The organism is Streptomyces sp. NBC_01294 (genome assembly GCF_035917235.1).
GTDB classification, from domain to species: Bacteria; Actinomycetota; Actinomycetes; order Streptomycetales; family Streptomycetaceae; genus Streptomyces; species Streptomyces caledonius.
In genome coordinates, this window is record NZ_CP108423.1 from 3,409,960 (window position 1) to 3,424,469 (window position 14,510).

A 14,510-nucleotide genomic window follows, 5' to 3' on the forward strand; every position below is an offset into this window, starting at 1 on the left:
TGTCCCGTCACCCTTTTGCATTTCCCTTCCGCGATCGGAAATGCAAAAAGCCGTGAATTCCCGGGAAACTTCGCATTCGCCCGTCCGGCCCGTCCGGCTACCTCGGGGTAAACCCGGTCAGCACTCCTGGACCACCGCGCTCAGGAGCTCCACGGCGACATCCGACGGATACCCCGTCGTCGGTCCCGTACGGCGTGCGAATTCCCGTACGCCGGCCAGCTGATCGGGACCGAAGCGGAAGTCGAGCGTCGTGAAGTACCGCTCCAGCAGCTCCGCGTCGAAGGCCTCCCAGCGGGCCGCCTGCTCGGCGACCTTGGTGACCTCCTCCAGGGAGACGTCGCGGGAGGCGAGGAAGGCCTCGTGGACCTGCCGCACGACGGCGGGCTCGCGGGCGAGGTAGTCCTTGCGGGCGGCCCAGACGGCGAAGACGAACGGCAGTCCGGTCCACTCCTTCCACATGTGCCCCAGGTCGTGCACGGTCAGCCCGAGGCGCGGCGCGTCGTGCAGGGATGCGCGCAGCGCGGCGTCCCCGATCAGTACGGCCGCGTCCGCCTCCTGCATCATCACGCTCAGGTCGGGCGGGCAGGTGTAGTAGTCGGGACTGACCCCGTACTGCTCGGAAAGCAGCAGCTGGGCGAGGCGTACGGACGTACGAGAGGTCGACCCGAGGGCGACGCGGGCTCCGTCGAGCTGCTCCAGCGGCACCTGCGAGACGATCACGCAGGACATCACCGGACCGTCGCAGCCGACCGCGATGTCGGGGAAGGCGACGAGCTGGTCGGCGTTGCGGAGGAACTCCACGAGGGTGATCGGGCCCATGTCCAGGTCCCCCTGGATGAGGCGCTCACTGAGCTTCTCGGGGGAGTCCTTGGTCAGCTCCAGGTCCAGCAGTGTGCCGGTTCTGGCGAGCCCCCAGTAGAGGGGCAGGCAGTTCAGGAACTGAATGTGGCCGACGCGGGGCCGGCTGCGGTAGACGTCCACATCGCGAGACTAGCCCCCGCATCCGCGTCAGCCTTCGGGCGGGTCTCAAACGTCCGGGTGACGTGATCTTTCCCTCTGGTCTCGGCCGCAGGGTGCGTGCTAGGCTCGACGCAAGTTGCAGTTTGGTTTCCCTTGCAGTACGAGGCCTGCGGAGAATGTGACCCGCAGGCTTTTGTAGTTTTCAGACTTCTTAGCAGGTTCTGGAGCAGGGCGACCCTTTGGCCCATAGGAGGGCTCATGGCTACCGGAACCGTGAAGTGGTTCAACGCTGAAAAGGGCTTCGGCTTCATCGCCCAGGACGGCGGCGGCCCGGATGTCTTCGTCCACTACTCCGCGATCAACGCCTCTGGCTTCCGCTCCCTCGAGGAGAACCAGATGGTGAACTTCGACGTCACGCAGGGTCCGAAGGGCCCGCAGGCGGAGAACGTCACCCCGGCCTAGTCGCCTGGGCCAACCTGTCGCGGGTTGGAAATGCAGTACCCAAGGAGCCCTGTCCCCTCTGCGCGAGCAGAGCGGCAGGGCTCCTGCCTTTTTCCCCTCCCGGGTGGGGTGACCGGAACGCCCTGGGGCCCGCACCGTGTGCACGGTGCGGGCCCCAGGGCGTTCGCGCGTTGACTGCTCCGGCTACTTCGGGGCGTCCGGGGTCGGGACGGGGGCCGGGGCCGGGGTGGGGGCCGTGATGGTGATCGACAGGATCAGCGTCACGCCCTCCGGGGTGGTCAGGCGCAGCTGGTACTTGCCCGGGGCGAGGTCGGCGTCCGTGAAGAGCTCCGGGAGGACGATCCTGCCGTCGGCGCCGGTCGTGGCCAGCGGGAGGCCGAAGACCTTCTTGCCGGTCTCGTCCTTGAAGTACGGGCCCTTCGCGGTCGCCGGGTCCGCCGGGACCCACTTGCCGTCCTTCTCCTCGCCCAGGCCGACGACGGCGCCGGACACGGCGACCGCCTTGCCCTTGGCCGTGGCGAGGACCTCGACGCCCGTGACGCTCTTGCCGGCGACCGCCTCCAGCGGCTTCGAGCCGTCCGGACGGGACAGCAGGTCGGCGACCGGAGCCGTGACCTTGCCCTCGAGGTTCTGGGTGAGCCTGGCCGTGGTGTCGTAGGCCGAGACGCGGAGCGTGAAGGTGCCCGCCTTGGCGCCCGCCGTCAGGGCGGGCGCGGACGCGATGCCGTCGGCGCCCGTCTTGACCGACACGGACTTCTCGGAACCGAAGCGGGTGCCGGTGGCGTCGTCCTCGACCGCGAAGATCACGTCCCGGCCGGCGGCGGGCTTGCCGTCGCTGAGGACCAGCTTGACCCGCGGAACCACGGTGAAGGCCGCCCCGGTCTCGGCAGTGAGCCCCGGACCGGCGAGCACCGTCAGCTCGGAGAGGTGCGGGGCCGGCTTCTCCGGAGTCGGAGTCGGCTTGGGGGTCGGCGTCGGGGTCGGCGTCGGGGTCGGCGTCGGCGTGGGCTTCGGGTTCGGCGTCGGGGTGATCGGCGTCTGCGGCGTGGGCAGGGTGCCCGACTCCTGCGGCGGGTAGTTCCCGACGGGCGGGTTCGCCACCTCGGTGGCGCCGCCGTTCTGGTACTGCCGCATGAACCCGAGCACGGTGTTCACGTACTCGCGGGAGTTGTTGTAGCTGAGGATCGCGGAGTCGAGCTTGGCCGCGTTCGACAGGTCCCGGTCGCCCGCGCACAGGTAGAGGCCCGCACCCAGCGCCGCGTCGTAGATGTTGTTCGGGTCGCGCTTGGCGTCGCCGTTGCCGTCGGCGCCCCACGTGGCCCAGGTGGACGGGATGAACTGCATCGGGCCGACGGCCCGGTCGTACACCGCGTCCGCGTCCCACTCGCCCTTGTCGGTGTCCCGGATCTCGGCGAAGCCGTTGCCGTCGAGCCGGGGGCCGCGGATCGGCTTCTCGGTGTAGCCGTCGGCCTTGAGCCCGTAGCCGGAGGCGTGGACGGACTCGACCCGTCCGATGCCCGCGAGCAGCTGCCAGGGCAGCTTGCAGCCGGGGAGCGCGGCTGCCACGGACAGCTCGGCGCGGTGGTAGGCGTCGAGGGCGGTCGCGGGTATCCCGCTGGCCCCCTCCTGGGCTCCGGCGCCCGCGGGCGGCGGGTCGGCGACGATGTCGGGCAGGTCCAGTCGGGCGTCACCACGGTCAGTGGCCTGCGGACTGTCCGGGGTCGGCTCGGACTCTCCCGCGTCGGCGGTCGACGGATTGGTCACGACCGCGGCAGTGGTCAGGCTGGCCGCGAGCGCGGCCGTGCACAGGACCTTGCGCGAGGTGTTGACGAGGTGACGGTGAAGCGGCTTCACAGTGCGGCGATCCCCCCAAGGAGCCGTCCAAGGTATACGGCCGGGTCAGCCGTGAATATCCACTGTCTATCAGGTATTCGCACGCGACTTGCCGTCCCCCCGGCAGATGTGACGCACCATTCGTCTCGGCTTCACCGGGATCTCGTGACCGATCGGACAACCGGCCCAACTCCCTGCCCGGATTACCCCGATGACTCCCCGTTTACAACTGGGCCCGAACGGCCGGGAGCTCCGTCCGCCCGTGCTGTGCGGCGGCCGGGCTCCCGTGTGAGGCGTACGCGGCACGACTGGGTCTGGTTTCAGCCACAACCACCTCTGACCAGCCACGCTCACGCCGCACACGGGGCGGTGTGACCCACGTCACCGACGGGAAATCCGGAAAGCGCGATGAGTTCCGGGGAGCGCGGCAGCATCTCTTGCGTACCCACCGGCCAGGGCCAGGAATCCGGCCCGCCCACGGCCCGCCTGACGGGACCGCACGGGGCGGGCCCGCCAGGCAGGGGCCGTTACGGAGAAGGGAGCGGGGCGCGGGCGGTCACCGCCAGACGACGGCCCGCCACTGGACCTGCCAGGTCCCCGCGCTGCCCACGTTGCCCGCGACGCTCCCGGCCGCGTTGATGGCGACCGGGTCGGCCTCGTCGAGGCCGGCGGGCACGGGAAGCGCGGTCACCCGGCCCTGCGCGTCCCAGGTCACGGCGAACTCGTCGGAGGTGCCGACGCTGGTTCCCGCGTCGTTGATGCCCCGGACGAAGGTGTGGCCCGTGCCGCGCAGCAGTGCGAGCTCCGTGGTGCTGGTCGTACTCCAGCGCAAGGAGCGGTCCTTGACGGTCGCGACCACGACGTCGGCGTTGTTGAGCTGCACGGAACGCGCGCTGAAGTCCTGGGACGGCAGCGCGCCCAGCTTCCTGCCGAGCGGGGCACGGACCGCCTTCCACGTCCCGTTCTCGTCGGTCGCCCGACCCACCACCGTGCCGCGGTCGTTGATCGCGGACGGCTCGCTGTACGAGCCGCCGAGCGAACCGAGGTCGTGGACGCGGCCCGTACGGTCCCAGCGCACGGACCGGGTCTTGTCGCCGGGCACGGACACGTGGCCGGTGATCTCTCCCCTCTCGTTGATCGCGGTGGCCGCGCCCCCGTCCGCCCGCGGGGGCAGGCGCAGTACGGTCGCCCGGCCGTCGGCGCCCCAGCGGACGGGGAGCGTGGTGGAGTCGGTCGAGACCTGGCCCACGGCGACGCGGGAGCCGTTGATGTCCCGGGCCTCGCCGCGGACATGGCCCGGCGGCTCCTCCAGCCGGGTGAGGACGCCTGCCGCGTCCCATCGGGCGGCGTGCCGTACGCCGTCCGGTGTGGCGGTGAAACCGGCCACGGTGCCGCCATCGACGATCTTGACCGCCTCGGCGGTCCCCGCACCGCCGCCGACGGCCTGCAGAGGGGTGAGGGAACCGTCGGCGCCCCACCGTACGAGGGAGCCGTTGCCGTTCGCGTCCAGCGAGAGCCCGACAACGTCTCCCGCGTCGTTCATCGCCTGGACCGAGCTGCTGGTGTGGCCTGCCAGGAGGGGCAGTTCGTACATCGCGCCGGCGTCGGACGCGGGCGGTACCACCGTCATGGACAACATCGCGGAAAGGACCACGGGTAACAAGAAGATCTCCCCTGTCTTCTCGGAATTCGACGCCCGCCCCCTCCCCCGCCGCGGTCGCGAAGAAACGCTTCCGGTAAGCGGTCGGGCGGCTGGGCGGTCCGTACCCGGCGGCGCAGGGAGCGGTCAGAAGACGAACAGGCCGATCCCGACCAGCAGGCCCGCCACCGCGGACAGTACGAGGGCGGCGACCAGACCGGCCATGGCCAGGAGGAAGTACGCCTCGCCGTCCTCGACCCTGCCGTGGCGGGCGCAGGCGAACAGCCAGGCGGCCAGCGCCAGGAACGGCACGAGAAGCACCCCGGTGGCGGTGCCGAAGTTGAAGACGGCGCTCCCCGACAGCTCGTACGCCTTCCCCCTCGTCGTCCTGACCTCCACCTCGGTGCCGGGCCGGTACTCCTCGGCGGCCGTGTCCAGGACGATTTCGCGGGCCGGCTCCTGCGACCGCCGGGAGGTGTACCAGCCCGTGCAGTCGGTGCCGGTCGCGTAGCCCTCGGCGTCGGTGGCGTCGTAGCACCGGGAGATCGAGACGACCCCGTCGACGGGCCCGAAGCCGAGCACGGCGGCGATCTGCGGCCCGGGCAGCAGCCACGTCAGCCACCCGGCGACCGCAAGGGTCACCAGGCACGCCGCCCCGGCCGCCCCCCGCCCCGCCTTCCGCCCCGCCTTCCGCACGGCACCGCGCACTTTCGGCCCCCCTCTCCCCGACAGACGGATACCCACGGGGGCGGGGCGCGACGCGGGAAACGCGGGCCGCGCAGGGGTGCCGCGGGCCGCGCACCGCTGCCGCGGGGGCGGGCGACCCGCCTCCTACTCCCCGTACAGTCCCTCGATCTCGCGCGCGTAGCGCTGTGCGACCGCCGCCCGGCGGAGTTTCAGGGTGGGGGTCAGGGTGCCCGCGGCGATCGTGAAGTCCTCCGCGAGGATGTGGAAGGCGCGGATGCGGGCCGGGCGGGAGACCGCGGCGTTGGCCTCGGCGACCACCGTGTCGATCAGGGCACGGACCGCCGGGTGCGTGGCCGGGTCGGGCCCCGGGTCGAGGCCCTCCCGCCCCGCCCAGGCCGTGATCTCCTCCGTGTCCAGGGTGATCAGGGCGACCGGGTACGGGCGGCGGTCGCCGATCAGGACCGCGCGGGAGACGTAGCGGGAGCGCTGGACGGCGAACTCGACCTCCGTCGGGGTGAGGTTCTTCCCGGCGGACGTGATGATCAGTTCCTTCTTGCGGCCGGTGATGCGGAGGTAGCCGTCGGCGTCCAGTTCGCCCAGGTCGCCGGTGTGGAGCCAGCCCTCGGGGTCCAGCGCCTCGGCGGTGGCGGCCTCGTTCGCGTGATAGCCCGGGAACACCATCGGCCCGCGCGCCAGCACCTCCCCGTCCTGCGCGATCCGCACCTCGCAGCCCGCGATGGGGCGGCCCACCGTCCCGTGGCGTACCGCCTGCGGGTGGTTGAGGGAGATGACGCCGCCCGACTCCGTCATCCCGTACCCCTCGTACACGGTGATCCCGCAGGCCCGCAGGAAGTCCAGGGTCGCCGGGGCGATCGGGGCGCCGCCCGTGAGCGCCCACTTCAGCCGGCCGCCGAACGCGCCCCGGACCAGGGCGTACAGCGACTTCTCGGCCTCCTCGTACTCCTCCCGGAGCTCGTCCGGCAGCCGGCCGTCCGCCGCCAGCACGCCCACCCGCACCGCGGCCTCGAAGCGTTCCCGGCCGCCCTCGCGGGCCTCGGCCAGCGAGAGCACCACCGAATGCAGTTTCTCGAACAGCCGGGGCACGGAGGGAAGATGGGTCGGGGCGACCTCCGACAGCTCGGCGAGCACGTCCTCGATCCTGCCGCCGAAGTAGCACAACTCCCCGCCCTCCAGCAGCGTGGTGATCTGGATCAGCTGGGCCAGCATGTGGGCGAGCGGCAGATAGAGGTACGTCGAGTCCCCCGGGCCGCCCTTGATCAGCGGGAGGGTGGCGTCCTGGATCGCGCCCAGATTCCCGTGGGTGAGGCGACAGCCCTTCGGCAGGCCCGTCGTGCCCGAGGTGTAGACGATCGAGGCGTCGGCCGCGGGGGTCACGGCCGCGGCCCGGGCGAGGAGCGCGGACTCCAGGGCGGGGTCCTGGGGCAGGAGCGGAGCGGGCAGCTCGTCCATCAGCACCACCGCGCGCAGTACGGGCAGTCGGGCCCGCAGTGCCTCGACCCGCGCCGCCTGCCGCGCGTCGTCGCAGACCACGACCACCGCCTCCGAGTCCGAAAGGACCCAGGCGAGCTCCTCCTCCCCCGCCGTCGGGTACACCGGTACGAGGACCGCGCCCGCCGCCAGCACCCCGAAGTGCGTGTACGTCCACTGCGGCCGGGTCTCCGCCACCACGGCGACCCGTTCCCCGGCGGCCACTCCCAGGCCGAGCAGGGCGCGCCCGACGGCCCGTGCCTCCGCGCCCAGTTCCCCGTACGTACGGGTCTGCCATCCCCCGTCCGGTGACCGGAACCGCAGGGCCGTCTCCGGCCCGTACCGCTCCTCGGTCCACTGGGTGAACACCGCCAGCGTGCTCGGCCGACCGTCCATCGCATGCCCTCCCGGCGTTGGTGACCCCCCGACGCTAGGCAGCCGCACCGCCGCAGCGGCATGACCGGAAGCGTCAGCACCGCTGACCCGAGCGCTCACTCGCCTCCCGCTCCCGGCTCCCGCCCGGCCCGGACCCCGGCCTCATCCCGTCCCGCCGCGTCCGTATCGCCCTGCGCTCCGGAGGGCTACCGTCGGACGCATGGGGAGGCGGACGATCACCGTGCACCATGTACGGGCCCTGCTCGCGGGGGCCCGCGCCGGCGGCATCGACACCGTGCCGCTGCTCCAGGAGGCGCAGATCCCGCCGCTGCTGCTCGGCGACGACCGGGCGCGGATCACGCCCGCGCAGTTCGCCCGGCTGTTCCGGGCGCTGTACCGGACCACGCAGGACGAGTTCCTCGCCCTGCGCCCGGTCCCGAGCCGCCCCGGCACCTTCGCGATGATGTGTCACGCCTCGCTCGGCTGCCGCGATCTGGGCGCGGCCATGGAGCGCGCGGCCGCCTTCTACGGGCTGTTCCCCGGCGGGCCGGAGCTGGCGCTCGAAGTCGCGGGCTCCGAGGCCCGGTTCATGGTGCTGGGCGACTTCGCCCGGGACGAGGACCGCTTCCTCACCGAGTGCGTGCTCGCCATCTGGCACCGGCTGAGCAGCTGGCTGGTGGGGCGGCGCATCCCGCTCGCGTACGCGGCCTTCGCCTATCCCCCGCCGCCGCACGAGGACGAGTACGAGACCCTCTTCGCCTGTCCGGTCCGCTTCGGGGCGGACCGTACGGGCGCCGCCTTCGACGCGCACTGGCTGACCGCCCCGCTCGTACGGGACGAGCCCGCGCTCGACGCGATGCTCCGGCGGGCCCCCTTCGACCTGCTGTCGCGTCCGGAGTACGGGACGACGGTCGCGGAGCAGGTACGCCGCACCCTGACGCAGCGGCTGCGCACGTCGCCGCGGCTGCCCGCGCTCGGCGAGGTGGCGGCGCGCCTCGCGGTGTCCCCGGCGACGCTGCGGCGCAGGCTTCAGCAGGAGGGGACCTCCTTCCAGCAGCTGAAGGACCACGTGCGGCGGGACGCGGCGATCGCGGGCCTGGCGGAGAGCGGGGAGCCGATCGCGGAGCTCGCGGCCCGGCTGGGCTTCTCGGAGGACACGGCCTTCCACCGGGCGTTCCGCCGCTGGACGGGCACGACGCCGGGCGCCTACCGGATCGCCTCCGGAGGCTAGGGGGTCTCCTGGACGCCCCTGGGGAGCATCCGGCCCCGGCGCTGTCAAGACCCGGGATGCAGTGTCGTGACGCGATGGCCCGTGCCCGGGCCCAATGGAGATACGAGGTCACACCGATCAACGGCCGGCGGACCGCGTCCCCACCCCGCCCCCGCCGTGAAGGAGAACGTCATGACCAGCATCCACCGCCTCGCCCTCCTCAAGGCCGCCATCGCCGTGGGCGCCATCCGGGTGGCCCCGAGCGCACTCGGCGCCTCCGCGCTGCACGGCTCGACGGTGCCCGTCTCCACCGGCGCGATCGTCCCGATGCGGCCCGAGCCCCGCAGGCGCCGTGACGGCGTCGCCTGACGCGACACCGAGGCCGGACCGCGACGCCGGACCGCGACGCCGGGATGGACCGAGGCCGCCCCTGGAACACCGTCGTCGGTGTTCCAGGGGCGGCCTCGGGCTGCGGTCGCGGCCGTTCCGCGCGGTCACAGGACGGCCGGCCGGGGCTCCCGTCCGGCGGTCGCGGCGGTCGCGACGGGGGCGTCCTGCGGGCGCCGCAGGACCGTGAAGGCGACGGCCAGGGCGGCGAGGAGGAGGCCGGCGCCGACCGCGAAGGCCAGGTGGTATCCGCCGGTCAGGGCTTCGGAGACGGGGCGGCCGGCCGCGGTGAGGGACTCGGTGCGGGAGGCGGCGAGGGTCGAGAGGACCGCGATGCCGAGGGCCATGCCGATCTGCTGGGTCGTGTTGAAGAGGCCGGAGGCGAGGCCCGCGTCCTCCTCCTTCGCGCCGGACATGCCCAGCGAGGTCAGGGCGGGCAGGGCGAGGCCGAATCCGGCGGCGAGGAGCATCACGGGGAGCAGGTCGGTGACGTAGTGCGCCTGCTCGGCCCGGCCGGGCACGCGGGTCAGCAGACCGAGTACGCCGACCAGGAGCACGAGGCCGGTCAGGAGGACCTTGCGCTCGCCGAAGCGGGCGATGAGCCGGGCGGAGACGGTCAGGGACACCACCCCGATGACGACCGCGGCCGGCAGCATCGCGAGGCCGGTCCCGGAGGCGCTGTAGCCGAGCACGTTCTGCAGGTAGAGCGCGACGAGGATCTGGAAGGAGAAGAGGGCGGCGACCATCAGCATCTGGACCAGGTTCGCGCCGGAGACGCTGCGCGAGCGGAGGATCCGCAGGGGCATGAGCGGGTTCGCCGCCGTGGCCTGGCGGACGAGGAAGCCGGCGAGCAGGGCGAGCGCGAGCGCGCCGGAGCCGAGCGTGTGGAGCGAGGCCGCCCCGTACTCCTCGATCTTGACGACCGCGTAGATGCCGAGCATCAGGCCGGAGGTGACGAGCAGCGCGCCGAGGATGTCCGCACCGGCCTTCAGGCCGAGGCCGCGGTCGGCGGGCAGGGCGCGGAGTGCGGCGAGGAGGGTCGCGAGGCCGATGGGCAGGTTGATGAAGAAGATCCAGTTCCAGGTGAGGGCGTCGGTGAGCACACCGCCGAGGACCTGCCCGATCGAGGCGCCGGCCGCGCCGGTGAAGCTGAACACGGCGATGGCCTTGGTCCGTTCGCGCGGCTGCGTGAAGAGCGTGACGAGGATGCCGAGGCTGACGGCGGAGGCCATCGCGCTGCCGACGCCCTGCAGGAAGCGGGCGGCGATCAGCACGCCGGGGGAGGTGGCGACGCCGGCCAGGAGCGAGGCGGCGGTGAACACTCCCGTGCCGGCGAGGAACATCCGCTTGCGGCCGATGAGGTCGCCGAGGCGGCCGGCGAGGAGGAGGAGCGAGCCGAAGGCGATGAGGTAGGCGTTGACGACCCAGCTCAGCCCGACCGGGGTGAAGCCCAGGTCGCTCTGGATGGCCGGCATGGCGACGGTCACGATGCTGCCGTCGAGGATCGTCATCAGCATCCCGGTGGCCAGGACGCCGAGGGCGAGGCGGCGGGAGCGCGAGGGGGTGGACGCGGGTGCGGGTGCGGAAGCCGGTGCGGAAGCCGGTGCGGAAGTGGCGGACACGGCGGTCTCTCCTGTCGTCGGGAGGCAACAGAAGAGACCGTAGCAGATAGTTCCGTTGCAGACTATCTTCTACGGTTCGAAGCGCGGGCGCCTATCCCTTCTGGCGCGCCCGCCGGGCCGGCCGCGAGCCCTCCACGGGCGTCTCCAGATGTCCCGTGACCAGGCGGTTCAGCGCACGGAGCAGCACTTCGCGCTCACCGTCGGGCAGGGCCCCGAGGGCGTCCTGATGGACGCGATCGACGATCTTCTGGCTCTCCTTCGCGACCTCCGCCCCCTCATCGGTGACCGCGATGATCCGCGCCCGCCGGTCGGTGCTGGACGGCCTGCGCTCGGCCAGGCCGGCCCTCTCCAGCGCGTCGACGGTCACCACCATCGTGGTCTTGTCCATGTCGCCGATCTCGGCGAGCTGCGCCTGGGTGCGCTCCTCCCCGACGGCGTGGACGAGCACGCAGTGCATGCGCGGGGTGAGCCCGATCTCGCCGAGCCGCGCGCTCATCCGGGTCCGCAGGACGTGACTGGTGTGGTCCAGGAGGAAGGACAGGTCCGGTTCGGTGCGGGTGGGTGCCATGGCAGTCATGCCTGCCAGGGTAACGAGAATCGATCTGTCGCGGATTATCGGCAACCGGATGAACGGCCGCGCCGGCCGGGGCGTGCGAACCGGGGCCAGGAAAGCTGAGCTGCGCGGTCAGCGACCTCCCGACCGGTCGGTCACTACCTTCACTTCACCCACCCCGCACGGAAAACAACCCTTCCGGGAGAGCCGCCGTGTCCTTCCTCAGCCCCACGCGTCTGCGAAGCACCGCCCTCGCCACGATGGCCGCCCTGGCCGTCTCGGCCGCTCCGGCCACGACCCCCACGGCCATCGCCTCGACCGCCCCGACCGCCGCCCCCGCCCCGGCCTACGCCGGCGCCCCGGGCGATGTCGTCGCCAGCGCCCCGTCCGCCTTCCACCCGCTGCCCGGCCAGCCCACCGGCACCAAGGCCTGGAAGATCCACTACCGCTCCACCACCGCCGACGGCGCCCCCACCGTCGTCTCCGGCACCGTCGTCGTCCCGCAGGACGGCCGCACCGGCCCGCGCCCGCTGATCACGTACGCCGTCGGCACGGTCGGCATGGGCGACTCCTGCGCGCCGAGCGCCAACCTCCCGCACGGCACCGCCATGGAGGCCAACCTCATCCAGCAGCTCACCCTGCGCGGCTGGGCCGTGGTGGTCACCGACTACGAGGGCCTCGGCACCCCGGGCGTCCACACCTACACCGTGGGCCCCTCCGCCGGGCACGCCGTCCTGGACGCGGCGCGCGCCGCCACCCGGCTCCCGGAAGCCGGCCTCCCGGCCGACACCCCGATCGGCATCATGGGCTACTCGCAGGGCGGCCAGGCGAGCAGCTGGGCCGCCGAGCTGCAGGGCTCGTACGCCCCGGAGCTCCAGGTGAAGGGCACGGCGACCGGCGGCGTCCCCGGCGACCTGCGAGAGGTGGCCGACTTCAACAACGGCTCCTTCGGCTCCGGGCTGATCTTCATGGCGGCGGCCGGCCAGGACGCGGCCTTCCCCGAGCTGAAGCTGGACTCCTACCTCAACCCGGCCGGGAAAGTGCTGGTCGCAGGCATGAAGGAGAACTGCGTGGCGATCAACTCGATCGCCGGCTCCTTCAAGCGGATCTCCGACCTGACCACGCGCAACCCGCTCGACCAGCCCGACTGGCGGGCCAGGCTGAACCAGAGCCGGCTCGGCGCCGCCGCCCCGGCCGCGCCCGTGTACCAGTACCACGCGCTCGGCGACGAGCTGATCCCGTACGGGGTGGGCCGCCGGCTGCGCTCCGACTGGTGCGCGCGGGGCGCGAACGTCGAGTTCGACACCATCTGGATCGGTGAGCACGTCAGCGGCGTGATCACACAGTCCTTGCAAGCAGGAAACTGGCTGGCGGACCGCTTCGCGGGCCGCCCCACGCACCCCAACTGCTGATCCGGCCCGCCCGGTCGGGGGGATCGCCCCCCGACGGGGCAGACCGCCGGTCCCCCGCGCGGACCTAGTCGACGGGCCGGAGCACACGCTCCGAGCGGAGCAGCAGGTGAGCCGCCAGAGCGAGGGCCCCGATGCAGCCGGCGACAAGGGCCGCGCCGACCGCCGGCGAGGGCTGCGGCGATTCCTGGACCCAGAAGTAGAAGCGGTACTGCCCCTCACCCGGGAGGGCCATCAGGTTGGCGATCCACGCGTGCGGGAGGAAGGGGCCGATCGGGAGGAGCAGCAAGGGGGCGGTCACGAGCCACGGACCGACCCCCAGCGCCAAGGTGCCGATGGAGTTGCGCAGGAGCGCCGCGGCACACCACGCGACCGAGAGGTACAGCGCCTGCACCAGCAGGGCGCCGCCCATGGCGGCGAGCGCCTCGCCCCAGCCGGCCGGTCCGGCGTCGAGCAGGCCGCTCGGGGACCCCGTGTCGAAGGCGTTCGGCGGCAGCGTCGGAGTCGGCCGGAGTGCGGCCATCCCCCGCATGACGATCCAGAGGGTCAGGCCGCTCACCACCTGCACCACGGCGAGGAACCCGAGCGCGGCACAGAGCCTGCGGCCGTACAGGACGTGCGTGCGGTGTTCGTACAGCCGCAGGGCGCCCCAGGTGCCGCTCTCGATGAACTGCGCCACTCCGATCGTCACGATCACCGTGGCGAGGAGGAGCCCGCCCAAGGTGGCCGACTGCCACGCCGCGGCCCGCAGCGCGGAGGCGGGTTCGACCAGGGCGGCCACCGTCGGGTGCTGGCGGCCGAACACCGCACCGCCCCACCACTTCCCGGCACCCGCGGCTGCCGTGGCCGCGACCAGCAACGCGCCGGTCACGTACACCGGGGGTACCCAGAGGGCGCGGAGCTCGCCCCTCCAGGCGACGCTCCGCCGGTACCGCGCACGCACTCCCGCCGCGCCCCGGCTCACACCAGGTCCCTCGTCCGCGAACGGCGCTGAAGGAAGGCCCAGAGCAGGGCGATGCCCAGGAGCGTCGGTACGGCCCGCAGGGCTGCGGGCACCGTCGAGGGCGCGGTCGACACCCAGAAGTGGTCCCAAACGCTGTCGAGCCCGCCGAATCCGACGAGGTCGGACAGCGCTCCGCCGGGCAACCAGGCACCCACGACCGGCATGCCGGCGGTCTGCACCACGAGCAGCAGGAGCAGCAGGCCCACGAGCGAAGTGCGCAGGGGCAGCCGGACGAGTGCGGCGAGGACCACGGCGCCGGCGGCGGCACCCGCCAGCACCGCGGCGCCCGCGACGAGGACCGTGGCCGTCTCGGCCAGGACCTCACCGAGCGCACCGGGACTCGGCAGCGGAAACGCCGAGCGGGTGTAGAGCATGCCGACGGTCCCCGTCACGGCCGACGAAACGGCCACCAGGGTGAGCATCCACAGCCACACCGCGGCCGCCTTGGCGGCCAGCAGGCGGCTGAGGCGGGCCTCGTAGAGCAGGCGCGGCACGATGCTTCCCCGGCTCCACTCACCCGCGACGAAGAACGCCGCCACGAGGACGACCAGCGTCAGTCCCGGGATGGACGTCGCGAGCTTCATCGTCCAGACCACCGAGGCGACGGGGTGCTGCCCGTTGGCCGCCCGGAGGCCGTACGCGGTGAAGGTCACCTCGTACTGCCGCAAAACCTTCAGCTCGTGGGGGACGTCCTTGCGGCACCGGGCCTTCTGCTCGGGGCTGTTCAGCTCCGTTTCGCACCCCTGCGCCACCGTCTCGATGTTGTACCGGACGTTCTTGAGACTCGCCGACGCGGCGCTCTGGCTGCCGACCGCGCAGTAGAGGGATCCGAGCACGAAGAGAACGGCGAGCGTCATCCCCAGGGGGTGGCGGCACAGCCGA

13 protein-coding genes are annotated in these 14,510 nt (G+C 72.6%); 4 read left to right on the forward strand and 9 right to left on the reverse strand.

The features are described 5' to 3' along the window. Window positions 1-117: 117 nt before the first annotated feature. Window positions 118-981, reverse strand: a complete 864-nt coding sequence (locus tag OG534_RS15240; RefSeq protein WP_326588604.1) for a menaquinone biosynthetic enzyme MqnA/MqnD family protein — start codon at window positions 979-981, stop codon at window positions 118-120. A gap of 237 nt (window positions 982-1,218) precedes the next feature. On the opposite strand from OG534_RS15240, the gene OG534_RS15245 reads away from it, so the two are divergent. Beyond that, window positions 1,219-1,422, forward strand: a complete 204-nt coding sequence (locus tag OG534_RS15245; protein WP_030162033.1) for a cold-shock protein — start codon at window positions 1,219-1,221, stop codon at window positions 1,420-1,422. Between the two features lie 183 nt (window positions 1,423-1,605). Here OG534_RS15245 and OG534_RS15250 read toward each other — a convergent pair whose 3' ends face one another. From OG534_RS15250 to OG534_RS15265, 4 genes are all read right to left on the reverse strand, one after another. Then, window positions 1,606-3,276, reverse strand: a complete 1,671-nt coding sequence (locus OG534_RS15250; protein ID WP_326588605.1) for a lytic transglycosylase domain-containing protein — start codon at window positions 3,274-3,276, stop codon at window positions 1,606-1,608. Between the two features lie 535 nt (window positions 3,277-3,811). Continuing rightward, window positions 3,812-4,885, reverse strand: a complete 1,074-nt coding sequence (locus OG534_RS15255; RefSeq protein ID WP_326588606.1) for a hypothetical protein — start codon at window positions 4,883-4,885, stop codon at window positions 3,812-3,814. A 156-nt stretch (window positions 4,886-5,041) separates the two neighbouring features. Then, on the reverse strand, window positions 5,042-5,536 hold the full coding sequence (locus OG534_RS15260; protein WP_326588607.1) for a hypothetical protein: 495 nt from the start codon (window positions 5,534-5,536) through the stop codon (window positions 5,042-5,044). A 189-nt stretch (window positions 5,537-5,725) separates the two neighbouring features. Beyond that, the gene (locus tag OG534_RS15265; protein WP_326588608.1) at window positions 5,726-7,465 is read right to left on the reverse strand and encodes an AMP-dependent synthetase/ligase; all 1,740 of its coding nucleotides are present in this window, start codon (window positions 7,463-7,465) and stop codon (window positions 5,726-5,728) included. A gap of 199 nt (window positions 7,466-7,664) precedes the next feature. Between OG534_RS15265 and OG534_RS15270 the strand changes: the two genes are divergently transcribed. Continuing rightward, a complete protein-coding gene (locus OG534_RS15270; RefSeq protein WP_326588609.1) occupies window positions 7,665-8,675 on the forward strand; it encodes an AraC family transcriptional regulator in 1,011 nt (336 codons plus the stop codon). Between the two features lie 171 nt (window positions 8,676-8,846). Then, window positions 8,847-9,023: a hypothetical protein gene (locus OG534_RS15275; protein ID WP_326588610.1), complete on the forward strand. Its 177-nt coding sequence runs from the start codon at window positions 8,847-8,849 to the stop codon at window positions 9,021-9,023. Window positions 9,024-9,148: 125 nt separating this feature from the next. Here OG534_RS15275 and OG534_RS15280 read toward each other — a convergent pair whose 3' ends face one another. Continuing rightward, window positions 9,149-10,558 (reverse strand): MFS transporter, encoded by a 1,410-nt coding sequence (locus tag OG534_RS15280; RefSeq protein ID WP_326593638.1) that lies wholly within the window; start codon window positions 10,556-10,558, stop codon window positions 9,149-9,151. A 196-nt stretch (window positions 10,559-10,754) separates the two neighbouring features. Then, window positions 10,755-11,240: a MarR family winged helix-turn-helix transcriptional regulator gene (locus OG534_RS15285; protein WP_326588611.1), complete on the reverse strand. Its 486-nt coding sequence runs from the start codon at window positions 11,238-11,240 to the stop codon at window positions 10,755-10,757. A 236-nt stretch (window positions 11,241-11,476) separates the two neighbouring features. Here OG534_RS15285 and OG534_RS15290 point away from each other — a divergent pair, with 236 nt between their 5' ends. Continuing rightward, window positions 11,477-12,628 (forward strand): lipase family protein, encoded by a 1,152-nt coding sequence (locus OG534_RS15290; protein ID WP_326593640.1) that lies wholly within the window; start codon window positions 11,477-11,479, stop codon window positions 12,626-12,628. Window positions 12,629-12,692: 64 nt separating this feature from the next. Here the strand turns inward: OG534_RS15290 and OG534_RS15295 are convergent, their stop codons facing one another. Together OG534_RS15295 and OG534_RS15300 are read right to left on the reverse strand one after the other, a co-directional pair. Beyond that, window positions 12,693-13,496 carry a hypothetical protein gene (locus tag OG534_RS15295; RefSeq protein ID WP_326588612.1) on the reverse strand — a complete coding sequence of 268 codons (804 nt, stop codon included), beginning with the start codon at window positions 13,494-13,496 and terminating at the stop codon, window positions 12,693-12,695. A gap of 89 nt (window positions 13,497-13,585) precedes the next feature. Continuing rightward, window positions 13,586-14,485, reverse strand: a complete 900-nt coding sequence (locus OG534_RS15300) for a hypothetical protein (RefSeq protein WP_326588613.1) — start codon at window positions 14,483-14,485, stop codon at window positions 13,586-13,588. Window positions 14,486-14,510: the final 25 nt, after the last annotated feature.